This is a genomic window from Streptomyces sp. ID05-26A (genome assembly GCF_033794685.1).
Lineage (GTDB): Bacteria > Actinomycetota > Actinomycetes > Mycobacteriales > Pseudonocardiaceae > Lentzea.
This window is the reverse complement of sequence record NZ_JARAYZ010000005.1, coordinates 423,872-448,243: the sequence shown is the minus strand read 5'-3', so window position 1 is coordinate 448,243 and position 24,372 is coordinate 423,872. Positions and strand designations below refer to the sequence as shown.

General features: G+C 67.9%; 26 protein-coding genes. 17 read left to right on the top strand and 9 right to left on the bottom strand.

What is annotated here, in order from left to right:
• Positions 1-18: 18 nt before the first annotated feature.
• Positions 19-807, bottom strand: a complete 789-nt coding sequence (locus tag PV646_RS36775) for a DUF3152 domain-containing protein (RefSeq protein ID WP_500346917.1) — start codon at positions 805-807, stop codon at positions 19-21.
• A gap of 80 nt (positions 808-887) precedes the next feature.
• Between PV646_RS36775 and PV646_RS36770 the strand changes: the two genes are divergently transcribed.
• On the top strand, positions 888-1,553 hold the full coding sequence (locus tag PV646_RS36770) for a response regulator (protein ID WP_500346916.1): 666 nt from the start codon (positions 888-890) through the stop codon (positions 1,551-1,553).
• Positions 1,554-1,583: 30 nt separating this feature from the next.
• On the opposite strand, the gene PV646_RS36765 is transcribed toward PV646_RS36770, so the two are convergent.
• Entirely contained in the window at positions 1,584-2,777 is a 1,194-nt protein-coding gene (locus PV646_RS36765) for an RNA-guided endonuclease InsQ/TnpB family protein (RefSeq protein ID WP_500346915.1), read from the bottom strand.
• A gap of 146 nt (positions 2,778-2,923) precedes the next feature.
• On the opposite strand from PV646_RS36765, the gene PV646_RS36760 reads away from it, so the two are divergent.
• On the top strand, positions 2,924-4,636 hold the full coding sequence (locus PV646_RS36760) for a sensor histidine kinase (RefSeq protein ID WP_500346914.1): 1,713 nt from the start codon (positions 2,924-2,926) through the stop codon (positions 4,634-4,636).
• Here the strand turns inward: PV646_RS36760 and PV646_RS36755 are convergent.
• The gene (locus PV646_RS36755; RefSeq protein WP_500346913.1) at positions 4,617-5,432 is read right to left on the bottom strand and encodes an NAD(P)/FAD-dependent oxidoreductase; all 816 of its coding nucleotides are present in this window, start codon (positions 5,430-5,432) and stop codon (positions 4,617-4,619) included. The genes PV646_RS36760 and PV646_RS36755 overlap by 20 nt on opposite strands.
• A gap of 50 nt (positions 5,433-5,482) precedes the next feature.
• Here PV646_RS36755 and PV646_RS36750 point away from each other — a divergent pair, with 50 nt between their 5' ends.
• Both PV646_RS36750 and PV646_RS36745 read left to right on the top strand, forming a co-directional pair.
• A complete protein-coding gene (locus tag PV646_RS36750) occupies positions 5,483-6,043 on the top strand; it encodes a helix-turn-helix domain-containing protein (protein WP_500346912.1) in 561 nt (186 codons plus the stop codon).
• Between the two features lie 7 nt (positions 6,044-6,050).
• The gene (locus tag PV646_RS36745; protein ID WP_500346911.1) at positions 6,051-6,320 is read left to right on the top strand and encodes a DUF2277 domain-containing protein; all 270 of its coding nucleotides are present in this window, start codon (positions 6,051-6,053) and stop codon (positions 6,318-6,320) included.
• A gap of 102 nt (positions 6,321-6,422) precedes the next feature.
• Here the strand turns inward: PV646_RS36745 and PV646_RS36740 are convergent, their stop codons facing one another.
• A complete protein-coding gene (locus tag PV646_RS36740; RefSeq protein ID WP_500346910.1) occupies positions 6,423-6,680 on the bottom strand; it encodes a hypothetical protein in 258 nt (85 codons plus the stop codon).
• 286 nt (positions 6,681-6,966) lie between these two features.
• Here PV646_RS36740 and PV646_RS36735 point away from each other — a divergent pair, with 286 nt between their 5' ends.
• Complete coding sequence (locus tag PV646_RS36735; protein WP_500346909.1) at positions 6,967-7,647, top strand: hypothetical protein; 681 nt, start codon at positions 6,967-6,969, stop codon at positions 7,645-7,647.
• A 63-nt stretch (positions 7,648-7,710) separates the two neighbouring features.
• Positions 7,711-8,178, top strand: a complete 468-nt coding sequence (locus tag PV646_RS36730; RefSeq protein WP_500346908.1) for an SMI1/KNR4 family protein — start codon at positions 7,711-7,713, stop codon at positions 8,176-8,178.
• Here the strand turns inward: PV646_RS36730 and PV646_RS36725 are convergent.
• Positions 8,165-8,815, bottom strand: coding sequence for an HNH endonuclease family protein (locus PV646_RS36725; protein WP_500346907.1), 651 nt, complete (start codon positions 8,813-8,815; stop codon positions 8,165-8,167). The two genes, PV646_RS36730 and PV646_RS36725, sit on opposite strands and share 14 nt — an antisense overlap.
• A 63-nt stretch (positions 8,816-8,878) precedes the next feature.
• Complete coding sequence (locus tag PV646_RS36720; RefSeq protein WP_500346906.1) at positions 8,879-9,826, bottom strand: methionyl-tRNA formyltransferase; 948 nt, start codon at positions 9,824-9,826, stop codon at positions 8,879-8,881.
• A 94-nt stretch (positions 9,827-9,920) separates the two neighbouring features.
• Between PV646_RS36720 and PV646_RS36715 the strand changes: the two genes are divergently transcribed.
• Both PV646_RS36715 and PV646_RS36710 read left to right on the top strand, forming a co-directional pair.
• Entirely contained in the window at positions 9,921-11,171 is a 1,251-nt protein-coding gene (locus tag PV646_RS36715; protein WP_500347073.1) for a lysine N(6)-hydroxylase/L-ornithine N(5)-oxygenase family protein, read from the top strand.
• A complete protein-coding gene (locus PV646_RS36710; RefSeq protein ID WP_500346905.1) occupies positions 11,168-12,703 on the top strand; it encodes an amidohydrolase in 1,536 nt (511 codons plus the stop codon). The genes PV646_RS36715 and PV646_RS36710 overlap by 4 nt, the downstream gene beginning before the upstream one ends.
• Here the strand turns inward: PV646_RS36710 and PV646_RS36705 are convergent.
• Positions 12,681-12,992 (bottom strand): ArsR/SmtB family transcription factor, encoded by a 312-nt coding sequence (locus tag PV646_RS36705; protein WP_189158398.1) that lies wholly within the window; start codon positions 12,990-12,992, stop codon positions 12,681-12,683. The genes PV646_RS36710 and PV646_RS36705 overlap by 23 nt on opposite strands.
• Before the next feature lie 38 nt (positions 12,993-13,030).
• Positions 13,031-13,840: a hypothetical protein gene (locus PV646_RS36700; protein WP_500346904.1), complete on the bottom strand. Its 810-nt coding sequence runs from the start codon at positions 13,838-13,840 to the stop codon at positions 13,031-13,033.
• 150 nt (positions 13,841-13,990) lie between these two features.
• On the opposite strand from PV646_RS36700, the gene PV646_RS36695 reads away from it, so the two are divergent.
• Entirely contained in the window at positions 13,991-15,463 is a 1,473-nt protein-coding gene (locus PV646_RS36695; protein ID WP_500346903.1) for a CYTH and CHAD domain-containing protein, read from the top strand.
• Positions 15,464-15,826: 363 nt separating this feature from the next.
• The gene (locus tag PV646_RS36690) at positions 15,827-17,431 is read left to right on the top strand and encodes a beta-N-acetylhexosaminidase (RefSeq protein ID WP_500346902.1); all 1,605 of its coding nucleotides are present in this window, start codon (positions 15,827-15,829) and stop codon (positions 17,429-17,431) included.
• Here the strand turns inward: PV646_RS36690 and PV646_RS36685 are convergent.
• Positions 17,428-18,765, bottom strand: a complete 1,338-nt coding sequence (locus tag PV646_RS36685; RefSeq protein ID WP_500346901.1) for an aldehyde dehydrogenase family protein — start codon at positions 18,763-18,765, stop codon at positions 17,428-17,430. The genes PV646_RS36690 and PV646_RS36685 overlap by 4 nt on opposite strands.
• Positions 18,766-18,857: 92 nt before the next feature.
• On the opposite strand from PV646_RS36685, the gene PV646_RS36680 reads away from it, so the two are divergent.
• The 7 genes from PV646_RS36680 to PV646_RS36650 are packed head-to-tail and all read left to right on the top strand — an operon-like array spanning position 18,858 to position 24,360.
• Entirely contained in the window at positions 18,858-20,318 is a 1,461-nt protein-coding gene (locus PV646_RS36680) for a GAF domain-containing protein (RefSeq protein ID WP_500346900.1), read from the top strand.
• Positions 20,319-20,378: 60 nt separating this feature from the next.
• Entirely contained in the window at positions 20,379-21,653 is a 1,275-nt protein-coding gene (locus PV646_RS36675) for an FAD-dependent oxidoreductase (protein WP_500346899.1), read from the top strand.
• Entirely contained in the window at positions 21,631-22,173 is a 543-nt protein-coding gene (locus PV646_RS36670; protein ID WP_500346898.1) for a DUF402 domain-containing protein, read from the top strand. The genes PV646_RS36675 and PV646_RS36670 overlap by 23 nt, the downstream gene beginning before the upstream one ends.
• Positions 22,170-22,757 carry a nucleoside/nucleotide kinase family protein gene (locus PV646_RS36665; protein WP_500346897.1) on the top strand — a complete coding sequence of 196 codons (588 nt, stop codon included), beginning with the start codon at positions 22,170-22,172 and terminating at the stop codon, positions 22,755-22,757. Before PV646_RS36670 ends, PV646_RS36665 begins: the two co-directional genes overlap by 4 nt.
• Before the next feature lie 46 nt (positions 22,758-22,803).
• Positions 22,804-23,349, top strand: coding sequence for an RNA polymerase sigma factor (locus PV646_RS36660; RefSeq protein WP_500346896.1), 546 nt, complete (start codon positions 22,804-22,806; stop codon positions 23,347-23,349).
• Positions 23,346-24,065 (top strand): hypothetical protein, encoded by a 720-nt coding sequence (locus tag PV646_RS36655; RefSeq protein ID WP_500346895.1) that lies wholly within the window; start codon positions 23,346-23,348, stop codon positions 24,063-24,065. The genes PV646_RS36660 and PV646_RS36655 overlap by 4 nt, the downstream gene beginning before the upstream one ends.
• Positions 24,066-24,075: 10 nt before the next feature.
• A complete protein-coding gene (locus PV646_RS36650; RefSeq protein WP_500346894.1) occupies positions 24,076-24,360 on the top strand; it encodes a DUF6412 domain-containing protein in 285 nt (94 codons plus the stop codon).
• The last annotated feature ends 12 nt before the right edge of the window (positions 24,361-24,372 follow it).

The following is a 24,372-nucleotide window of genomic DNA, read 5'->3' as shown; positions in this document are numbered from 1 at the left end:
TCAACCACAAGTGAGAGGTCACGGATACGGCCACCCGTTCGGCGTGCACACCTTCCCGTCCTGCGGGATGACCGCGCCCTGGGGCACGCCACCGGTGATGCGGACGATCTCGTCATTGGCCACGCTGAACGACTGCTGCATCATCACCGGCGCCGGACCACCGGCCACCTCGCACGGGCGGTGGCCCTGCCCGAACGCGTGCCCCACCTCGTGGTTGACCATGTACGTCCGGTACGAGGTCAGGTCCGGCAGGAACGCGACGGCGCCGCGGATCCAGCGGGCGGCGCTCAAGAACACGAAGTTGCCGTCACGGCACGAGACGTCGACCGGGATCTCGAACCCGCAGACGTTGCGCGCGGTCTGCTGCGACGTCAGCCGCACACGCACCGATGCGGCTCCGGACACGCGCTGCACCGAACGTGCGCCACGGGCTGTCCAGCCGCGCGGGTCGGCGAGCGTGGCGTCCACGAAAGCCGCGAACGCCTGCTCGTCGACGGTGATGCCGTCCTCGACCTCGACGGCGTAGGTGCGCACCGGTCCCGTGCCGACGATCGGGCCGTTTCCCGGCACGACGTGGAACGTGCCGGCGCCCGCCACCGGGAACTCCGGGCCGTCGGGCAGGTCCGAACTGGACGCGTACACGCGAGGCGGCGTCGATGTCACGGGCGCGGACGGGGCCGGCGACGAAGGCGTGGTGCTCGCGACAGTCGTCGGAGCCGCCGCCGGGGCCGTTTCGCCTGCCAGCTGAGCCGTCGTCAGCAGGAGTGCCGTCAGACCGACGGCCCCCAGGGCCAGGTGCACCTTCATGACCGCAACGCTCGCCGGAACTGATGAAGAACCTGTTTACGTCCCGCTTGACTGTCGTGAAGGACTGCATACTTCGAACTGTGTGCGCCCACATTCTCGTCGCCGAGGACAACGTTCACCAGGCTGAACTCGTCCGCCGGTACCTGGAGCACGACGGGCATTCCGTGGTCGTCGTGCACGACGGACGGGCGGCGATCGACGAGACCCGGCGCCGCAACCCCGACCTGCTGGTCCTCGACGTGATGATGCCGCTGGTCGACGGCATCGACGTGATGCGCGCCATCCGGTCCGAGTCGGACGTGCCGATCGTGCTGCTCACCGCGCGGTCCACTGAGGACGACGTGCTGCTCGGGTTCGACCTGGGCGCCGACGACTACATCACCAAACCGTTCCGGCCACGGCAGATGGTCGCGCGGGTGCGGACGATCCTGCGCCGCACCGGCCGTGCGCGCGAGACGAATGCGACGGTGCTGAAGGTCGGCGATCTGACCGTCGACCCGATCCGGCATGAAGTGCGCATCAAGGACGAGTTGGTGAGCCTCACGCCCGCCGAGTTCCGCCTGCTGGCCAAGATGGCCGCGCAGCCACAACGGGTGTTCACGCGCGAACAACTGCTGGAAGACGGGTTCATCACCGCACGCACGGTTGACGTGCACATGATGAAACTGCGCCGCAAGATCGAGCAGGACTCCCGCCGTCCGGAACGACTCCTCACCGTCTACGGCATCGGATACAAGCTCGTTTGACTTCCTCTTCCTCGTGAACGAGGGAGAGTCCTACGGCTCGCGCTGCAGGGTTTTCTGCTTCGTCGCCGACTGCCCGCCCGGAGGGTTCCGTTGAGGTCTTACATCGGCTCCACAGACCGACGCCGCCAGCCCGGCGGCCAGGATGTTTCGCGCCGCGTTCACGTCCCGGTCATGGGTCGTGCCGCAGCCACAGGTCCACGTGCGCACACGCAACGGCATCGCCGCTGCGCGTGCGCCGCAGACCGAGCACAGCTTGGACGACGGGAACCAGCGATCAACGAGGATCACGTCCCGCCCGTACCAGCTCGCTTTGTACTGCAGCTGTTGCCGGAACTGCCACCAGCCCGCGTCGTTGATCGCGCGGGCCAGGCGATGGTTGCCGGTCATGTTCGACACGGCCAGATCCTCGATCACGAGCGTTTGAGTGTCACGCACGAGCCGAGTAGTGGCCTTGTGCAGGAAATCGGATCGCCGATCGGCGATCCGAGCGTGGATACGGGCGACCTTGACGCGGGCCCTGTCCCGGTTGCCGCTGCCCTTCTGCTTGCGGCACAACGCCCGCTGGGCCCTGGCCAACGCCGTGCGATCCCGCCGCTCGTGCCGGGGGTTACCGATCTTCTCCCCGGTCGAAAGAACCAGCAGGTGGTCGAGACCGACATCGATGCCCACCACCGCATCTGCGGCAGGCAAAGGCCGCACACCGGGATCCTCGCACAGCAGGGACACGAACCATCGCCCAGCCGAGTCCCGCGACACCGTCACCGTCGACGGCACCACGTCCTCAGGCAGCGGCCGGGACCAGCGGATGTCCAGCGGCTCGGCCATCTTGGCCAGCGTCAACGCACCGTCACGCCAGCGGAACGCCGAACGCGTGTACTCCGCGCTGGCGCGCGACTTCTTCCGCGACTTGAACCGCGGAAACCGCGCACGCCTGGCGAAGAAGTTCGTGAACCCAGCCTGCAGATGCCGCAACGCCTGCTGCAACGGCACCGCCGACACCTCGGCCAGAAACGCCAGCTCGTCGGTGCGCTTCCACACGGTCAGCAACGCCGACGTGGCCTCGTAGCCAACCCGCTCCGCACGCAGCGTCCACGCCTCCGCGCGGGCCTGCAATGCCAAGTTGTAGACCTTGCGGACACACCCGAACGTGCGCGACAACTCCGCCGCCTGCGCCTCACTCGGATAGAAGCGGTACCGAAACGCCCGCTTCACCAGACCGTTCACAGTTCACAGATTATCTTGCCGCTGTGCCCTGTACGACATGGGTCGTGGACACCGCACGCCCCGGCAGCGACACGGCTGTTCCCGCTCTGCTCCGCAAAGGTCCAATCCCTCGTCCTGAACGACGAGGTCTCCTCGGAGGACTTCAGATGAAAAGCCTCCTCGTCCGGTTCTTCCTGTTCTCCCTGGTGATCGCGGCCTGCTCGATCGCCGTCACGGCGTGGCTCGCGTCGCAGGCGACGACGGGCGCGATCCGGCAGGAGCAGGGCGAGGCGCTCACCACGGACGCCCAGATCTACGACGAACTGCTGAAGTACGCGGCCACGCACAAGGACTGGAGCCAGGCGAAGTCCGTGGTGGACGGGCTCGCGGGGACGTACGACCGCCGCATCGCGCTGACGGACCAGACCGGGAAGAAGCTGTTCGACACGGGCACCGGGAACGCGCCGCCGCTGCCCGTCACACCCAAGGCGCTGATCGACCCGTTGAACGTCAACGGAAAGCCCGACCCTCGCGCGGTCGGGCCGTTCAAGCTCACCGACGACGAGAGCCGCAAGCTGCGCTCCTACTCCGATCAGCTCGTCGGCTGCAACGACAGGATCGAGATCGAGTACGCCCCGAACGGCAGGCCCCGGGTCAAGGGCCTGGATCCCGGCCGGTCCTCGGTGTGGGAGTCGTGCCCGGCCGGCGACTTCCTCTACACGATGACGACGACCGAGAAGGCTGCCTACGAGGAGCTGCAGCCGTACTTCACGGACTGCCTGAAAACGCTGCCGGGCAACGACCTGCTACCGCCCAAGGCCGCCGGGCGGGTCACGCTCGACTGGGACTACCTGGTGACCGCCGACGCGTCTCCCGACGTGGTGCAGTGCATGGACACCGCCCGCCACGAGATGCTGAAGGCGTACGTGGCCGGACCGGCACAGCTCTTCATCACGTCGCCGACCGGGTCCGAGCCGCAGTCGATCGACCTGTCGACGACCGGCGCCACCCGGATCACCCTGGTGGCGCTGGGGATCCTCGCGATCGCGGGCTTCGCGTCGTGGGTCACCGCCACCCAGCTCGTGCGACCGATCCGCGCACTCACCGCCGCGACCAAGCGCACCGCCGAAGGGGACCGGACGGCACGGGTCGACGGTGGCGCGGGCGAGATCGGTGAGCTGGCCAAGTCGTTCAACGCCATGTCCGAGAAGCTCGCCGAGACCGAACGGCAACGCCAGGCCATGGTCAGCGACGTCGCGCACGAGCTGCGCACGCCACTGGGCAACATCACCGGCTGGCTGGAGGCGACGCAGGACGGGCTGGCCGAACCGGACCCGCACCTGATCGGCATGCTGCTGGAGGAATCCCTTCTGCTGCAACGACTCGTGGACGACCTGCACGACCTCGCGCAGGCCGACGCGGGCACGCTGCGGTTGCACCCCGAGCCGATCGCGCTCGACGACGTCGTGGAGCAGGTCGTCAACGCGCAGCAGAACCGCGAGATCCTGCTGCGCGCCGAGACCACGCCGGTGCACCTCAGCGCGGACCCGGTGCGGCTGCGGCAGGCGCTCGGCAACCTCGTCGCGAACGCCGTGCGCTACACCCCGCCGGGCGGCGAGGTCGTGGTGAAGCTGTTCCAGTGGCAGGACAGGGCGATCCTCGAGGTCACGGACACCGGTACCGGCATCGCGCCGCAGGACGTGCCGCACGTGTTCGACCGGTTCTGGCGGGCGGACAAGTCCCGCAGCCGCCGCACGGGTGGCAGCGGGCTAGGGCTCGCGATCACCCGGCACCTGGTGGAGGCCCACGGCGGCACAGTGTCGGTGACGAGCACGCTCGACGAGGGCTCGACGTTCCGGATCAGCCTGCCTTCGGCATGAGGCCGAGCAGGTCGACGTTGATCATCGCGCCGGCCTGGGCACCCTGTGCGGCGGCGACGATCACGATGGCCGTCGGGTCCGTGACGTTGCCCGCCGCGTAGACACCGGGCACGCTCGTGCGTCCCTTGTCGTCCGTGCGCACGAACTGGCCTGCCATCGTCTCCGCGGTTTCGGCACCCAACGCCAGCAGGAACTCGTCGCGCGGTTTGACCGGTGCGGAGTACACGAGTGCGTCGGCCGGCACCCGCCTGCCCTCGGAGATCACCGCGACCAGCCGGTCGTCCTCGACCTCGACGGCGTCGACCGACGGGACGTGCGTGACGTCGTCGGACCACTGCCGGACCAGCGCGACCTTCATCTCCTCGCCGAACACCACGAGCTTCTGGTCGCGGACCTCGTAACCGTGGCAGTACGGGCAGCCGAAGACGTCCCGGCCCCAGCGTTCACGCAGCTTGTCCGGCACCTCGTCGACCAGGCCGGTCGCGAACAGCAAGCGCTGGGCGTGCACCGTGCGTCCGGCGAGCTCGACCGCGAACCCGTCGTCGAGCCTGGTCACGCCGCGAACCTCGTCGTTGACGATCTCTCCGCCGTAGCCCTCGACCTCGGCTCGTCCGTGCTTGAGGAGCTCCAACGGCGAAAGGCCGTCGCGAGAGAGGTAGTTGTGCATGTGCGCGGCCGGGGCGTTGCGCGGCTCGGCACCATCGACCACGAGCACGCTGCGGCGCGCCCTGGTCAGCATCAGGGCAGCGCTCAGTCCGGCCGCTCCCCCACCAATGATCACCACTTCGTACGTCATGGTTCGAGAGTGCGGTCGACAGTCCAGTTTTGGCAAAGTAAGTTGCCATTATGGCAACAACCGTGGGGCAACGGCTCGCCGCGCTGAGGGCCGAACACGATCTGACGCTGGCGTCGCTGTCCGAGATGACGGGCATCTCGAAGTCGACGCTGTCCCGCCTCGAGACCGACCAGCGCAAGCCGACGCTGGAACTGCTGCTGCCGTTGTCGCGGACGTACCAGGTGACGCTGGACGACCTGGTGGGCGCGCCCGAGGTGGGTGATCCGCGCGTGCAGATGAAACCGCGCGAGCTCGACCACGGCCGCGTCGGCATCCCGCTGACCAGGTCGATCGGGCCGCTGCAGGCGTGGAAGATGATCCTGTCCGACGCCGATCTGCACGAACCGCGCGTGCACGAGGGCTACGAGTGGTTCTACGTGCTGAGCGGACGGATCCGACTGCGGATCGGCGACAAGGAAGTGGTGCTGCGGGCGGGCGAGGTCGCGGAGTTCGACTGCCGCCAGCCGCACGCGCTGTGCAGCGCCGACGGCCGGCCCGCCGAGATCCTCAGCCTGTTCGGCAAGCAGGGCGAACGCATCCACACCCGCGCGGCGCCGCCGGACAGGTCATAGTGGAGGCATGTGCCGAAACATCCGGGTGCTCCACAACTTCGAACCGCCCGCCACGTCCGACGAGGTGCAGGCCGCCGCTCTGCAGTACGTGCGGAAGGTCGGCGGGGCGGCGAAACCGTCCGCGGCGAACCAGGCCGCGTACGACAAGGCGGTCGCGGCCGTCGCGGCGGCGACGCAGGAACTGCTCGACGCGCTGGTGACCACCGCGCCGCCCAAGGACCGCGAGGTCGAGGCGGCGAAGGCGAAGGCACGCTCCGCGGAGCGGTACGGGAGTTAGTGGTGTGACCCGGAACGTTGCCGGGGGAATTCGCGGTCAGACGGGTGCGTCGTGGTGTCCTGCTGAGCGTGGATTACCTCGCCGACGTTCCGGGTCGCACCACTAGCTCTGGACGCGGGTGTCGAGGTACATGCAGATCAGCTTGGCCGCGATGCCCGCGGAGCCGACGATGAAGGCCTGATCGGGCCCGAGTGTCACGGCGATGGCCCACAGCAGCAGCGCGATCAGCACGAGGATGACCGTCACCTGCACCGCGTGCGGCCAGTGGCCGGGATGGACCGGCCACCTGTCCAGCTGCCGCGGCTGCGGAACCTCCACGTCACCCGCTCTATCGGGTGAACGCTCCGCCTTGACCGACATCGTGCTCCCTCGCCGTGATTGCTCCTGACGAACTCCATTCTCCTGAGTTGATCTTCTACGGAGTGTTACTCCCGCTGGTCTTGCGGTGAGCGTTCGGTGAGCGTCGGCGAACGGCAGACGAACGGTCATCCGTGCGATCGGTTGCCGGGCCGTCACCGTCCGTTTACCGATTGCGATCTAGATCGCAACTCTGCGTGTCACCCACTCAGGTGACCGTTCGACGCAAAGTGACGGTTACGCCGTTCGGCGTAGCGCCGTTTTTGTCAGACCCCTTCGATAACGTCAGGTGAAGCTCGCGGTACGAGGGGAGAAAACGTTGCCGGACAACAACGTCAGCGTCACCGCACTGTCGTTCACCGAGTACGTCATGAGCGGTCAGCGTGGACGCATCAACATCGTGTCGGAACAGCGGGGGATGTACCTGGCCGCCGACACGCGGGTCTGCGGGTTCTACAACCCGATCCGCGACGCCATGCGACGAGCGGTCAGCTCGACCGAACCCGAGATCGAGCTCAAGAAGGCGATCATGAACGCCAACCGCACGGGGCAGCCGCGGGCGTTCGAGGAGATCGCCGACGGCTTCCTGCCCTGGCTGGCGTCGTTCAAGGCCACGGGGGTGCCGGTGGAGGGGGCCACCTACCGCGCCGGCGAGCTGACCTTGAAGGTGCGGCCGCACCTGGGGCTGCGCAAGAAGGACGGCACGACGTACGCGGTGCTCGTGCACACCAAGGAGGCGCCGCTGACCAGGGAGGCGGCGAACGTCGGATTGCGGATCCTGCAGCACACGGTGGCGGACACGCTGCCCGGCGCGGTCCCGATGGTGCTCGACGCGCGGCGCGGCAAGGCGTACCAGATGCCCGCGCGCACGAACCTCGGGAAGCTCGACGTGCTGATCGCCGCCGAGGCGATGGGGTACGTGACGCACTGGAAGCTGTCCGGCCTGTTCGAGTCCGTCCAGGTCGGGTAGGGGAAGGGACGACGCGGCCCGCCTGGGGGGTCGGGCCGTGTCGTCGGCACCGGACGAGGGGGAATGTTGTCGCGGAGCGCGGACCTTCTGGCATTGCTGAAGTGGGAGCGGAGGCAGGAGCCGGAGCTGTCCTGGGCCGAGGCCGAGGAGTACGTGGGGTTCGCGTTCCCGCGCGACTACAAGGAACTGATGTCCGCGGTCGGCAACGGCGTCTTCGACCACGTCGTCGAGGTCACTTCACCGGTCGCCGACGAGGAGTCGCTCAACAGCTACATGAGCGACGCGTACGACGCTCCGGACGGCCTCGTCCCGTGGGGCCGGGCCGACCGCGGCTGCCTCTTGTTCTGGCGTGCCGAAGGTCCGCCCGACGAGTGGACGATCACGTTCGGAGACGCGGACTTCCGTGCGTGGGAGAGCTACGACGGGCCGATGAGCGCGTTCCTGTTCGACCTGCTCACCGGCGCGATCCGCAGCGAGCTCATCGAGTTCACGCCGACCCCCGATCCCGGGTTCTGGCCTAACAGGTTTTGAGCAGGACGCCGAGCGCGTCGTGCTCGGCCTGGTCCACGGTCAGCTTGTAGGTGATCTTCACCGCGATCCAGTGCTGCGCGTACGTGCACCCGTACGCCGCTACCGGCGGCTTCCACTTCGCCGGGTCCTGGTCGCCCTTGGAGCGGTTGGACTTCGCTGTGACCGCGAGCAGCTGGATGCCGCCGAGGTCGTTGGCGAACGCCTTGCGCTCGTCGTCGGTCCACTTGTCGGCACCGGAACGCCAGGCTTCGGCGAGCGGCACGGTGTGGTCGATGTCGACCTCACCGGCTTCCTTGATCACCACGCCGTCGTAGACGCTGTTCCAGGTGCCGGAGACCGCCTTGCAGTCCTTGTCGGTCTTCACGTCGGCGCCCTGCTTCTGCAGGACGATCTCCCTGGTGTCGCAGGAGTTCCCCTGCGAGGCCCAGTGCGGGAAGCGGTCGCGGCTGTAGCCGGCCATCTTGCCCTCGGGCGCGATCTTCAACGCGCCGAGATCGGACGAACCAGCCGGAGCGGACCCGGTGGGCACGGGCGTGGTGGGCGGATTCTCCTGCGATGACTGGAGATTCGTGAGGTACCAACCCACTGCCACCAGCAGCACGAAGACCACCAGTGACGTCACCGCCGCGCGATTCATGCGCCAATGATCGACCATGCTGATCACGGACCGGTCACCCGGCCCGCGATCAGCGTGTCGGGACTACGGACGCGAGGTCAGGTAGCCGCCCATGTGCTTGAAGTACTCGTGCGCCTTGAGCTCGGTGCCATCAGCGGTGCGAACCTTCTTGACCAGCAACGCCTTGCTGGTGCCGCGCCGAGCCTCGGAGCCCGCGACGATCGTCACGCCGTCGCCCTCGCGGTAGAAGATCCGGCCGGGGGTGCCGCCGTAGACCTCGGCGGAGACGTCCGCCTCGATGATCTCCAGGCGCTGGCCGCGGTGGAAGCAGAACGCGCTCGGGTAGGGCGCGCACTGGGCCCGCACCAGGCGATCCAGCTCCTCTGCGGTCCACGTGAAGTCGATGCGCAGGTCTTCCTCGGCGCGCTTGTGGAAGAACGAGGCCTGCGAACGGTCCTGCTTCTGGAAGTCCGTGCGGCCGGACGCGATCTCGGCGAGGCCGTCGACGGTGATCGGGCCGAACAGTTCCAGGGTCTTCTCGAACAGCACCGCCGTCGTGTCGCGCGGGCCGACCGCGACCGAGCGCTGCAGCACGATGTCGCCGGCGTCGAGCGTGTCGTCCATCATGTGCGCCGTCACGCCGACTTCCTTCTCGTCGTTGAGAAGCGCCCAGATCAACGGCGAGAAGCCCGCGTACTTCGGCAGCAACGAGTCGTGCACGTTCAACGTGCCGTGCTGGGGCAGCGCGAAGACCTGCGGCGGGATCCAGGTCCGCCAGTTGCAGGCGACGATCACGTCGGGCTCGGCTGCCTTGAGCGCGTCGAGCAGTTCCTGGTCCTCCGGGCGTTCGCGGACGAGGACGTCGACGCCGTTCTCACGGGCCAGGTCCTCGACCGAATCGCTCCAGACCTTCTCGTACACGCCTTCACCCTTGGGATGGGTCACCACCAGGACGACCTCGTGCTCGGACGCCAAAAGTGCCTGCAGGGTGCGATGACCCCAGGTCTGGAACCCGAACATGACGACCCTCATGGGTGGTGTCCTCCTCCACTGCGATGCGATACGGTCAGGCTAACCTAACTGACGGCTTGCGCAGCAAGCTTAGGCTTCCCTAAGTTAGGTGCTCATGCATCCGATCTACGACATCGTCGGCATCGGGTTCGGTCCCTCGAACCTGGCGCTCGCCATCGCTCTCACCGAGCACAACGAGCAGGCGGAAACCCCTGTCACGGCGGTGTTCCTGGAACGCCAGCAGGCGTTCGGCTGGCATCGGGGCATGCTCCTGGACGACGCCACCATGCAGGTGTCGTTCCTCAAGGACCTGGTCACCATGCGGAACCCGACCAGCCGCTTCACGTTCCTGTGCTATCTCCAGGACCGCGGCCGGTTGATCGACTTCGTCAACCACAAGAACCTGTTCCCGTTGCGCGTCGAGTTCCACGACTACTTCGAGTGGGCTGCCGCCCAGGTCGACGACGTGGTGTCCTACGGCACCGAAGCCGTTGGCGTGGAAGCGATCCAGGACGACCTGTTCGAGGTGACGACGGCCACGGGTGACGTGTACCACGCCCGCAACCTCGTCTTCGCCACCGGACTGCGCCCGACCGTGCCCGAGGGCGTCACGCTGTCGGACCGCGTGTGGCACAACAGCGAGTTCCTGCACCGCGTCGGCGAACTGACCGACCCGAAGCGCTGCGTCGTCGTGGGCGCCGGGCAGAGTGCCGCGGAGGCCGTGGCGTACCTGCACCGCGAGTTCCCCGGCGCCGAGGTGTGCTCGGTGTTCTCCCGCTACGGCTACTCCCCCGCGGACGACAGCTCGTTCGCGAACCGGATCTTCGACCCCGAGGCCGTCGACCACTACTTCGACGCCCCGGACGCGGTGAAGCAGCGGTTGATGGACTACCACCGCAACACCAACTACTCCGTGGTCGACGTCGACCTGATCGCGCAGCTCTACCGCACCGAGTACCAGGAGAAGGTGCTCGGCACCGAACGCCTGAAGATGATGAAGATGACCCGGCTCGTCGCCGTCGAGGAGTCCGCCGACGGCGCGCGTGCGGTGGTCCAGTCGCTCGTGACCGGTGAGCAGGAGTTCCTCGACGCGGACGTCGTGCTGCTCGCGACCGGGTACGACGAGGCCGCGCCGATGCTCGGTTCGCTGGAGGAGACCTGCCGGCGAGACGAGTCGTCTCGTCTCGTCGTGGGCCGCGACTACCGCGTGCAGACGTCGTTGCGCGGCGGCATCTACCTGCAGGGTGGCACCGAGCACTCGCACGGCATCACGTCGTCGTTGCTGTCCAACGTCGCGGTGCGCTCGGGTGAGATCCTGGCGTCCGTGCTGACGAACACTCCCGTGCCGGTCCTCGCGACCGCGTGAAACTCGATCTCAAGCTGACGGGCTGCCGGGCCCTCACGATGGACCCGGCACGCCCCGCCGCGCACACGATCGGCATCTGGCAGGGCCGCATCGCCGGGCTGGACGAGCAGGTCCAGGACCTCCCCGCCACCGAAACGATCGACCTCAGCGACGCCACCGTCCTGCCCGGTTTCATCGACGCCCACACGCACCTCGCGTGGAACGGCCGCCGCACGATCGACATCACCGGCCTGACCACGGTCGCCCACGTCCTCGACCGCCTGACGAACGCCCCGGGCACGGGCTGGATCGAGGCGTCCGGGTACGACCGCCGGATCATGGACCGCCCGCTCACCGCCCTCGACCTCGACCGGATCAGCGGCGACAGGCCCGTCTACGTCGCCGACCTGTCCGGCCACGCCTGCGTCGTGAACTCCCGGGTTCTCGAGCGACTTCCGGAGATCGAGAGCGACGGCTGGCTGACCGAGAACGAGCAGCTGGCCGCCCGCACGTTGCGACTGCCCTACTCACTCGACGAGATCACCGCCGAACTGCACGAGAGCGCACGGCAGGTGCTGTCCGAGGGCATCACGATGTGCGCGGAGGCGGGCATCGGCGCGGGCCTGATCGCCAGCAGCCCGCTCGAAGCCGCCGCGTACCAGCGCGCGAAGCTGCCGATCCGCGTGCAGCTCATGGTGTCCGCGCACGTCCTGCACGACGTGGCCGCCGCACCGTCCGACGGAATCCCACGCGCGATCGACCTGGGCCTGCACACCGGTTTCGGCGACGACATGCTGTCGTTGGGCGCCATGAAGCTGTGGACCGACGGCGGCATGATGGCGCGCACGGCCGCGTTGTCCGAGCCCTACCGAGGCACGAACGGCTCGGGTCAGCTCGCCGAGTCCGAGGAGCTCATGCGGGCCGCGATCCTCGACGGTCACCACGCCGGCTGGCAGCTCGCGATCCACGCGATCGGCGACCGAGCCATCGACTTCACCTTGGACGCGGTCCAAGAAGCACAACAGCAACGCTCACGCCCGAACGCCCGCCACCGCATCGAGCACTGCGGCCTCGTCCGCCCGGACCAGCTCGCCAGGATCGCGGCCCTCGACATGATCCCGGTCATCCAGCCGACGTTCCTGCACGCCTACGGCGACGACTACAGCGAGATCATGGGCTCCGAACGGGCACCGTGGATGTACCGCGGCCGTTCGTTCCTCGACCACGGCATCACCGTCGCGGGCAGCTCGGATCGCCCGGTCGCGGACGGAGCCCCGTTGCGCGCCATCGAGTTCATGGTGCGCAGAAGGTCGTCCAGCGGCAGGCCGGTCGGCCCGGACGAGGCGATCACCGTCGAGGAGGCGATCCGCGCGTACACGCTCGGCGGTGCCTACGCGTGCCGCAAGGAGCACGCGCTGGGCAGCCTCACGCCGGGCAAGCTCGCGGACCTCGTGGTGCTCGGCGAGGACCCGCGCACGAGTGGTGCGATCGCGGACATCCCCGTGCTCGCCACGATGGTCGGCGGCGCCTTCAGCTTTCAGCGATCTTCTTGATGGCGGCCAGCCGCTGGTCCCACTGGGAGGCGAGCGACGCCATCCAGGTGGCGGTGACGTCGAGCGCGCCGGACCGGACCGAGAAGTTGTTCTCCCGGCCGACGCGCTCGGACGCCACCAGCTCGGCCTTCTCCAGCACGCCCAGGTGCTTCACGATGGCCTGCCTGCTCACCGGCAACTCGGCGGCGAGCGCCGACGCCGACACAGCACCCTTCGCCGCGACCAGGTCGAGGATCCGCCGGCGCATGGGATCGGCGAGCGCGGCCAAGACGTCGTCGACCTGACTCACTCGCGCACCCTTCTGCAACCGGACGGTTGCAGAACAGGCTACTGCAGGTGGAAGGTCGCGGCCAACGTCGTCAGGCGGTCGGTGATGTCGGCGTGGACATTGGTGCGGCGCACCCAGTTCTGGCTGCCGGACGACGCGGACGGCGGCGTGCCGAGCGGCGCGACCGCGTCCGTGACCCCGTACTCCAGCCGGTACGCGAGCACCGCGATCGCCGACTCGAGCCAGAACGACGGGTCCGGCGTCGGAATCTCGCCGAGCCCGACCCGGAACCACACGGGCATCCGCGCGTACTGCGCGAGCGCCTCGGAGATGCGCCGCGCGGCCGCGTCCTTGATCTCGCCACGAGCCTTGTCCCCGGCGAGCACGGCCTCGGTGCGCCACTCCTCCCCGAGGGCGTCCTCGTCGGCCTCCAGCCGCTCGGCGGCCCGTTGCGCGCTCGCCTCGTTCGCGTTGATCAGCCACTCCATCTGGCGCACCTCGTGCGACAACGCGTCCCGCTCGAACCGGGGCACCCGCCCACCGTCCAGTTTGGACCGGGCGTCGTCCCGCCGCGCCTTGAGCCCGTCGAACTCGAGCACCTCCTGCCGGAGATCGACCCGAGCGGGATCCGCGAGGATCTCCTGCTCGGCGTCCCACCCCTTGCGCAGCGCCTCGACCAGCGGCTCGACGTCACCGGACACGGCGTCGAGGTCGGCCAGCGGCCCGTCCCCCGCACCGGCCAACCGCCGCTCCAGCACAGTCAGCCGGGCCGTGACGCGCTCGAGCTCGGCCGAGAGCTGGCCGACGTGACTGATCAACGTGGCGACCTGCGGCTCGACCACGTCGAGTCGTTCCTTCTCCGTGGGCACGCGACCAGCGAACCGGACACCACAGACCCAGAAAAGCGGGTACCCGTCGATTACACGCATTAGAGGCGTGGTTCCGCCCGGCCGTGGCACCACCCTCACGCACCGTCACAACACTGGGTGAACCCGGACAAAACGAGGTATTAATAGAAAATGGCGACCTCCGTTACTGAGACCGAACGCAAGTACGAGGCACCATCGGACGCGAGTCTGCCGGACCTCACAGAGATCACCGGCGTGGCGACCGGCCCGGAAGAGTTCGACCTCGAAGCCACCTACTTCGACACGAGCGACTACCGCCTGGCCCGCGCGGGCGTGACCCTGCGCAGGCGCACCGGCGGCTCCGACGAGGGCTGGCACCTCAAACTCCCAGCAGGCGAAGACTCGAGGCAAGAACTCCGAGTCCCCCTGGGCAAGGCAGTCAAGAAGCCCCCGAAGGACCTCTCCACCCTCGTCCGCGCCCACACCAGGGGCCACACCCTGACCCCGGTGGCAGAAATCCGCACCAACCGCCGCCGCTGGCAACTGAGCAACGGCACCGGCGAAATGCTCGCCGAGGTGGTCGACGACGTCGTCACCGCCCAAACCATGGGCTCCTCGACCACCACCACGAGCTGGCGCGAGATCGAGGTAGAACTGGGCGAAGGCGGCGACCGCGACCTCCTCGACACCGTAGAACGCCACCTGGGCGACGCAGGCATAGTCCCGTCGTCCTCAAAGTCCAAGCTCTCCCAGGTGATCGGCGTGAAACGAGACGCGGGCCCGACCCTGGGCAAGAAACCAACGGCAGGCGACGTCCTGCTCGCCTACCTCTACGACCAGCGAGCAGCACTCCAGAACCAGGACCCCAGAGTCCGCCGCAACGAGGACGACGCAGTCCACCAGATGCGAGTGGCCACCCGCCGCATGCGCTCGGCTCTCCAAGCATTCGGCAAGATCATCGACCGGGACAAGACCCGAGCCCTCACGGACGAACTGAAGTGGCTCGCCTCAGTCCTGGGCACCTCACGCGACCTGGAAGTACTCCGCGAACGCTTCGAAACCGCCCTGCACGCCCTCCCACCAGAACTGGCCCTGGGCGACGTGGCAGCCCGCATGACCCGCTACTTCGCCCCATTGGAAGCCAAGGCGCACAACGACTCCGTCGCAGCCCTGGACAGCAAGCGCTACTTCACCCTCCTCAACACCATCGACACCCTCCTCACCGCACCCCCTCTAACGCCTCTGGCGGCAGACAAGGCAAAAGAGGTCCTCCCCAAACTGGTCGAAAAGGCCCGCCACCGCCTGGACGTCCGAGTGCAAGCAGCACTGCAAGCCAACAACAACGACGAGCCCCTGCACGAGGCCCGCAAGGCAGGCAAACGCCTCCGCTACTCGGCAGAGGTGGCAGAACCAGCCCTGGGCAAGCACGCCAAAGCGCTCCGCAAGCGAGCAAAGGACGTCCAAACCCTGCTGGGCGACCACCAGGACTCGGTAGTGGCACGCCCAGTCCTGCTAGAGCTGGGCAGGGGCGACGAGAACGGCTTCACCTTCGGCCTCCTGTACGGCCAAGAGGTAGAGCTGGCACACAAAACAGAGGCAGCCCTCCCCGCCCTGTGGCACAAACTGAGCAAGGAACACCTCTAGCCCCAGGCACGCCCACCCCAACGCGACGCCGCAGGCGAGCCGTACTTACCAAACGGTCCGGGTGGGGTGGCTTCGTCACGAGTCGTGCCATAGCTCTTGCTGCATGCAAGGAGGGGTGTCAACCCGACACGCTTTTCGTCGGGTTGACACCCCTCCTTGCATGTGGCCCGCTCTTGGCTCGACTCGTGACGAAGCCACCCCACCACCGCGCCCCCCAACGCAACGCGCCTCCGCCCAACGCAACAGGCGTGCCATCTACCCACGCACGGCGCAGGCCCCGGCTTTGGATCAGATTGGCGGGGTCTGGGGCGGAGCCCCAGCGCATTGGTCTGGACCTTGACACCACCCAGCACCACTGAAACGGTGAACGAACGCCGCCCCACCCTCGCGCACCCCGGAGGTCAAGGCGTGAAGCCATCCCCACTGCAGGCCGCACTAGCGGCGCTGGTGATCGCCGTATCAGGAGCACTGGTGACCGACACAGCCACCGCAGCCACACCCCTGCAGGAACTGGTCCCTCAACCAGTCCAGGTGAAGTCCCGCCAGACAACCTTCACCCTCACCCCCACCGCCAAGATCCAACTGGCGACGCAGGACGCCCGCAAGCCAGCAGAACTACTGGCCGGCATCCTCCGCAACTCCACCGGCTACAAACTCCCGATCACAAACGAAATCTCAGGCGAAGGCATAGTCCTGACCGCAGGCGCAGACCAGAAAACGGGCCCGGAGGGCTACCAACTCGACGTGACCCCAAAACAGGTGGTCATCCGAGCCAACACACCGGCCGGCCACTTCAACGGCATAGCCACCCTCCGCCAACTCCTCCCGCCAAAAGCCGAGGCCAAAACAAAACAACCGGGCCCGTGGCAAATCCCAGGAGCAAGCATCCTGGACCACCCCAGGTACCACCACAGGGGCGCCATGCTGGACGTCTCCAGGCACTTCTTCACCCCAGCCCAGGTAAAACGCTACATAGACCAACTGGCAGCGTTCAAAATCAACTACTTCCACCTCCACCTGAGCGACGACCAGGGCTGGCGCCTGGAGATCAGCAGTTGGCCAGAGCTGACGAAAATCGGCGGCAGCACTGAAGTAGGTGGCCGAACGGGCAAACTTTTCTACACCCAGTCCGAATACAAGGACATCGTCGCCTACGCCCAGTCCAGGGGCATAACGACGATCCCGGAGTTCGACATGCCGGGCCACACCAACGCCGCCCAAGCCAGCTACGCCGAACTGAACTGCGACAACAAGAAGCGCCCCCTCTACACAGGCACCGAGGTCGGCTTCAGCTCGCTCTGCATCAACAAGGACATCACCTACAAGTTCGTGGAAGACGTCATCAAAGAGGTCTCAGCGATCACCCCGGGCCCGTACTTCCACATCGGTGGCGACGAGGCCCTGAGCACCCCGGACGCGGACTACACCACGTTCATGACCCGAGTACTCCCACTGGTCAAGAAGTACGGCAAGACCACAGTCGGCTGGCACGAGTACATCAAGACCACCACAGACACGACCACGATCCCGCAGTTCTGGGGCACCACCACAACAGACGCGAACGTGGCAGCGGCAGCCAAGCGGGGCAACAAGATCCTCATGTCCCCGGCGAACAAGATCTACCTGGACATGAAGTACAACAAGGACACCAAGCTGGGCCTGGACTGGGCAGGCCTGGTAGAGGTCAAGGACGCCTACAGCTGGAACCCAGGCGCGTACCTCAACGGCGTCACAGAAGCCAACGTCCGAGGCATCGAAGCTCCACTCTGGACAGAGACCATCAAGTCCTCGGCAGACATCGAGTACATGGCCTTCCCGAGGCTCCCGGTAGCAGCAGAACTCGGCTGGTCCCCGGCGAGCACCCACAACTGGGACAGGTTCGCACCACGCCTCGGCGCGCAGGCACCGCGCTGGAAGATCCAGGGCATCAACTTCTACGCGAGCCCGCAGGTGCCCTGGAAGCGCTAGAAGTACCCCTGCCCACGGTCGGAATAACTGACCAGCAGGTGCTTCACCCGCCGGTACTCGGCGAGCACAGCGGTGTTCGCCGGGTACGCGAAGTAGTTGTTGACCCACACCCGCTCGGCGCGCAGGTCCTGGCCGACGTTGTGCGCCAGCGCGACGTCGCGGCACCAGATGCCGGCGCCGAGCTGGGCGACGGCCTCGTTGGCGATCTTCACGGCGTCATCGCGGTCGTCGAACCGGGTCACGGACACAACAGGCCCGAGCACATCCTCCGCGAACACACCAGAACGATGATCGCCCTCGAAGATCGTGGGCTGCACGTAGTGCCCCGAGGCCTCACCACCGAGAACCAGACGCGCGCCCTCGGCCTTGCCCCGCTCCACGTACGCAAGAACTCGATCGCGCTGCGCAAGACTCACGACAGCGCCGACCATCGTGTCCGTGTCGAGCGGGTCGCCCATCCGCAACGCCTGCGTGCGCAGCGTCGCGAGGTGCAGGAGCTCCTCGTAACCGGCGGTCTGGATCAACGCGCGCGACGGAGCCGTGGCGATCTCGCCCTGGTTGGCCGCGAACATCGCGAACCCCTCCAGAGCCTTGTCCAGGAAGCTGTCACGTTGCGCCGTGACGTCGGAGAAGAAGATGTTCGGGCAACGCCCGACCACCGCGGGGTGGTCGTCGGACCCGGTGACGACGTTGACGACGCCGGGCGGCAGCAGGTCGGCGATGACGCCCATCAGGACGTGGATCGAGGCCGGGGTCTGCAGGGCGGGCTCCAGCACCACGGCGTTGCCGGCGGCCAGCGCGGGCGCGAGCACGCGGCAGGCGTTCATCAGCGGGAACGTCCACGAGATGCGCTCGTGCACGACGCCGAGCGGCTGGAACGAGCGGTAGTCGTACGAGTGGCGGCCGAGCTGCTCGACCTCGCCGACCTCGGCGCGGATGACGGCGGCGAACTGGCGGAACAGCTCGATCAGCATCGGGACGTCGGCGACCAGGGCCTCGCGGACCGGCTTGCCGTTGTCCCAGGTCTCGGCGACGGCGAGTTCGGTCGCGTGCTCCTCGATGCGGTCCGCGATCTCGCACAGCACCGTGGCGCGCTCTCGGGGCGTGGTGTTCCCCCACGCGCGTGCGGCGCCGCTGGCCGCGTGCATCGCACGGGCGCGGTCGGCGTCGGTACCGCGGGCGACTTCGGTGAACACGTCGCCGGTCACCGGCGTGATGTTCTCGACGTACTCGCCGGTCACGGGCGACACGTAGTCACCGCCGATGAAGTGGTCGTACCTCGCCCGGTACGCGACCACGCTGCCGGGCTGACCCGGTGCCGCGTACTGCGTCATTCTCGACTCCCTGCCAGAGATGGCCCACCCGTTACCAGAAGTGGGGGAAGTGAGAAAGTAGGCAGCAGAACGTTGCATGCTCGTTGCAAGCCGTGGATGGATCAGTGACCCACGAACCCGGGCAACACGCACTGTTGCTGAGTCGAGTCAGAGATGCCGTGTTGAGTGGTACTCACACGGTTGATTTGCCACGCTCAGTGATTTCCGCGTCGTGGCAACGGTCACTCGCCGCCAACGTCGATCCCGACCTGCACACCGCGCCGACCGTCTTCGCCGCCGACGAGCTTTCCGACCTGCGCGAACGGCATCCGCTGCACCCGACGCTGCCGCTGCTGCGCGAGACCTTGCTGGGCTTCGCGGAGGAGGCCGGGCACATCATGATCGTCGCGGACGCCCAGGGGCACATCCTGTGGTGCGAGGGGTCCAAGCACACCCGTGGCATCGCCGAGGAGGTCGGCCTGGCGGAGGGAACGCTCTGGTCAGAGGGTGCGGCGGGAACGAACGGCATGGGCACCGCGCTGGCGGTGAACTCCCCCGTCACGGTCCACTCGGCCGAGCACCTGGTGCGGACCTACCACCACTGGACGTGCGCGGCGAGTCCCATCCGGGACCCCGACACGGGCACCACGATCGGGGTCGTCGACCTCAGTGGCCCGATCGAGACCGTGCATCCCTCGATGGTGGCACTCGTCTCCGCGTCGGCCCGGCTCGCCGAGTCGGAGATGCTCGCGCGGATGCACGCCCAGGACGAGGAACTGCGGGCGCGCAACATGCGGCACCTGATCGCGTTGCGCGGTGAGCCCGGCGCGCTGCTCAGCCCCACCGGCCGGGTCGTCGCCGTCGAGCCGTACGGGCTGCTCCCCCCGCGCGTCGACGTCTCCACCGACCGCGTCGTGCTGCCGGACGGCCGCGAGGCGGTGCTGGAACCGCTCGCCCACGGCTACCTGCTGCGCATCCCCCGGCAGCGGCACGTCCGGCGCAGCGTGCTGTCGCTGTCGTTCCTGCTGCCCGAACCCAAGGTCGTGCTGGACGGCCGCGAGGTGCCGATCTCGTTGCGGCACGCGGAGATCCTGGCCGCGCTGACGTTGCAGGGCAGGCTCACCGCCGACCAGCTCGCACTGCGCCTCTACGGCGAGCGCGGCAACCCCACGACCGTGCGCGCCGAGTTGCACCGGTTGCGCGCCCAGCTGGGCCCGGACGTGCTCGCGACCAGGCCCTACCGGCTCACCGCCGACGTCGAGACGGACTTCCTGGCGGTGCGGGCCGCCCTCAAGGACGCGGACGTCCCTCTGGCCACGAGCAGGTACCGCGGCTCACTGCTGCGCCGCTCCGAAGCACCGGTCGTGCTGGCCGAACGGGACGAGCTGGCGACGGGCGTGCGCACGGCCGTCCTCTCCCGCGGCGACGCGAACGCGCTGTGGACGTTCACCCAGACCGACTCGGGGGAACACGACGTGGAGGCGATGGAACAGCTGGTCAGGCTGCTTCCGCCGGACGACGTCAGGCTCGCCATCGTCACCGCCAGACTCCGGAGACTCAGTCAGGACGATTGACAAGAGTCTCAAGAACTGAATATCTTCCCAACTAAGAGACTTAGTAAGGGGGAGGTTGTCATGCGCGTACTCATCATCGGAGCGGGGACCGGTGGCCTGTGCCTGGCGCACGGGCTCAAGAAGGCCGGCGTGGACGTGGCGCTGTTCGAACGGGATCGCACGCCGCGCAGCATGCTGATCGGCTACCGGGTCGGGATCAGCCCGGACGGGAGCCAAGCGCTGCACAGCTGCTTACCGCCGGACGTGTTCGCCGAGTTCGTCCGCACCACGGCCAGGCCGCCGAAGCACATCGTCATGCGGACCGAGAAGTACAAGGAACTCCTGGTCGGCGAGGTCGACACGGACCGCGACGACAGCCGCAGCGAGAAGTCGGTCAGCCGGATCGCGATGCGCACGGCGTTGCTCGGCGGCCTGGACGACGTCGTCCACTTCGACAAGGCGTTCCGGCACTACAGCCGCAACGACGACGGCACGGTCACCGCGTACTTCGACGACGGCACCTCCGAGACCGGTGATGTGCTGGTGGGCGCGGACGGCGCGCAGTCCAGGGTGCGCAAGCTGCGCCTGCCGGACGCCCGGGTGGTCGACACCGGCATCACGTCGATCGCGGGCAAGCTGCCGCTGACCGAGGAGAACGCGAAGCTGCTGCCACCCCTGGCCGACGGCGGCATCACGTTGCTGTTCGGCACGCGCGGCGAGTTCGTGATCATCCACGTGATGCGCTTCGACGGGACTGGCGTCGAGGACGACTACATCATGTGGGGCTACGCGGCCGCGCACGACAGGTTCCCGGACATGAAGGGGATGAGCCAGGCGGAGCTCAAGCAGGTCGTGCTGACCACGACCCCGAAGTTCCACCCGGACCTGCGCAAGCTGTTCGCGCTGGCCACCCCGGAGACCGTGTTCCAGATCAAGGTCCGCACCTCCGAACGCCTGCAGCCGTGGGAGCCGAACAACGTCACGATGATCGGTGACTCGGTGCACCTCATGACCCCCGGTCGCGGCATCGGCGCGAACACGGCGCTGCGGGACGCGGAGTTGTTGTGCCGCAAGCTCGTCGAGGCCCACCACGGCAAGGACGCCGTGCAGGCGATCGGCGAGTACGAGCGGGAGATGGTCGAGTACGGCTTCCAGGCCGTGGAAGCGTCGCGCGAGATGATGGACGGCACCAGCCTGATCCACAAGCCCGTCATCGGACGGGTCGCGGCGGCGTTCTCGCGGACTTTCCTGCGCGTGACCAACGCGGTGCCCGTGCTCAAGCGGAAGATGCTGGCCGAGGACGCGGCCGAACGTGATCACGTAAGTTCTGCGCATGAGGTTGTTCACGCCCGGTGAGGTCGTGGTGCGGCGTGAGGTGCTGCACGGCAAGGTCTGGTCGGAGATGCCGACGAGGGTGGTCGTCGACGAGCCGGGACTGCTCGCGGTGTTCGTGGAGCCGGGCACCCGGCTCACCTACCCCGACCACCACCACCCGCACCCGTGGGACAAGCCGGAACGCGGTTTCTGGCGCGGCCACGGCAAGCTCATGCTGCACCGCCCGCAGGACGCCTACTCCGTCGACCTGTTCTGGAAGGGCGAGGACAGGACGTTCGGCAACTACTACCTGAACCTGCAGGCGCCGTACCGCCGTGTCGAGGACGGGTTCGAGACCCTCGACCACGCGCTGGACTACACCCTGGCGCCGGACGGCGCGTGGCAGCAGCGCGACCTCGACGAGTTCGAGGAGCAGGTCGCTTCGGGCAAGTACTCCGCGCGGGAGGCCGAGGAGATCCGGGCCCAGGGGTTCGAGATCGAGAAGATGCTGGCGTCCGGTGAGATCTGGTGGGACACGGCCTGGGCGGACTGGCAGCCGTGAAGGTACGGCCCCTGACCTTCGACGCACTCGTCGCCGTGATCGTCGACCAGGTGTCGGAGCTGGACGGACGGGTGCGCGTCCTGATCGACGGAGCGCCCGCGGCCGAACCCGGCAGGCTGGCGGACGCTGTCGTGGAACCGTTGCGCGCCTTGGGTCGCCCCGTACAACGAGTGTCCCTCGAGGACTTCCTGCGACCGGCGTCGATCCGGCTGGAGCACGGCCGCACCGACTCGTACTCGTACCGGCACGACTGGTTCGACTACAAAGGGCTGCAACGCGAGGTGCTCGACCCGGCGACGGACGGCAAGGTGCTGCCGTCGCTGTGGAACGCCGCCACCGACCGGGCCAGCCGCGCCGAGTACGTCGACGTGCCGGAGAACGGGGTCGTGCTCGTCGACGGCACCCTGATGCTCGACCGCCGGCTGCCCGCCGATCTGACCGTGCACCTGTGGCTCTCCCCCGGCGCTCTCCGACGCAAGACCGCGGAGGAGTGGACGCTGCCGGCGTTCGACGACTACGACCCGGTGGCCGACCTCTTCGTGCGCTACGACCACCCGGAACGGCCGGGTCTGGTCGAGTCGTGAACCCGATCTCCCTCCGCGGACATAGGCGGGGCAGAGAGGAGGGTCCGTGACCGACGAAGAACTCTGGGGGCAGGTCCGGACCGGCGAGAGCGAGGCGTTCGGGCTGTTGTTCGAACGCCACGCCCAAGCCGTGTTCGCCTACTGCCTGCGCCGCACCGGTACATGGGCGGTCGCCGAGGACCTGGTGTCCGTGGTGTTCATGGAGACCTGGCGCAAACGCACGTCCGTGACCGTTGAGGACTCGCTGCTGCCGTGGCTGTACACCGTCGCACTCGGCGTCACCCGCAACCATCAACGTGCCCGTACGCGGTACAAGGCAGCGCTTGGCAAGGTTTCGCCGCAGCACGCGGACGACGACCACGCCGATGACGTGGCACGACGCGTGGACGCGGAGGCCAGGACTCGGGCCGTGATCGCGGAGTTGAAGAAGCTGCCCGCCGGGGACCGGGAGGTGCTGGAGATGTCCGCGTGGTCGGACCTGACGCAGGCGCAGATCGCCCGGGTGCTCGGCATCCCGGTCGGCACGGTGAAGTCCCGACTCGCTCGCGCGCAACGCACCGTGCGTGGCGCCCTGGTTGAGGAGGCACTGTGATCAAGCCCGACATCCCGCAGCTGGACCCGATGCGGCTCCAGGTCCGCAAGCACGCGCTGCTCAACGAGATCAGCCCGAGGCCGTCCCGGCGGTGGTGGCGCTTCACGGTGCCCGCGACGGCTCTCGTGGCCGCCGTCGCCGTGACGCTGGTGCTGTGGACCCCGACGACCCAGGAAGCCTCCGCGGCGTGGACCGCCGAACCGCGGGCGCCCGGCGACCTGGCACCCGTGCTGGCGGACTGCGGGAGGACGCTCGACCGGCACGACGCCGAACGGGGGGTGAACGGGCCGGACTGGCCCGCCCCCCGGGACGTGGCCGTCGTCGACCAGCGCGGAGACATGACGATGGTGCAGTACATCGGTCCGCAGTCCGAGATGCTGTGCCTGCGAACACCGGCAGGCGTCGGCGCGAACGGAAGGGGGAACCTCCAGAACCAGGAACCGCTCGGCGACAGGCTGTTCGCCGACTTCTCCCCGGCCGTGGGCATGCACGACGTGGACGGTCGCAACGCCATGACCGTCCTGACCGGTCGGGTGAGCCGCGCGGTCGGCAAGGTGGTCATCAGCATCGAGGACGGGCTGGAGGTGACCGCGACCATCGGCAACGGCCGGGTCGTGGCCTGGTGGCCGAGCTTGGGCAAGCCGAAGGACGTCAAGCTCTACGACGAGGCGGGCGTTGTTCTGTTGACCGCACCAATCCCCGTCAAGCACAGGTAGGCTGCGAGGCATGTGGCGGCCGGAGACGAAGCAACGAGCGCTGTTGGTGCTCGCGGTCTTCCTGCCTGCCCTCTACGCCTTCACGCTGTTCTCGTCTCCGACCGAGGTCGTCGCGGCCGTGACCGCGCTCGCCCTCGCGTTGATCGTGGTCGTCGCGCTGGTGCCGCTGTCGGTGGCACCGGCGCGGTCGCTCTCCCTCCGCGAACGAGCCCAGCGCACGGCACAGCTGCGTCTGCGAAACCCTGACGCCGCAGGCAAAGCCCGTCCCCGAGCACCGGGATGCCGGACGTTCTGACACGTCCGCACG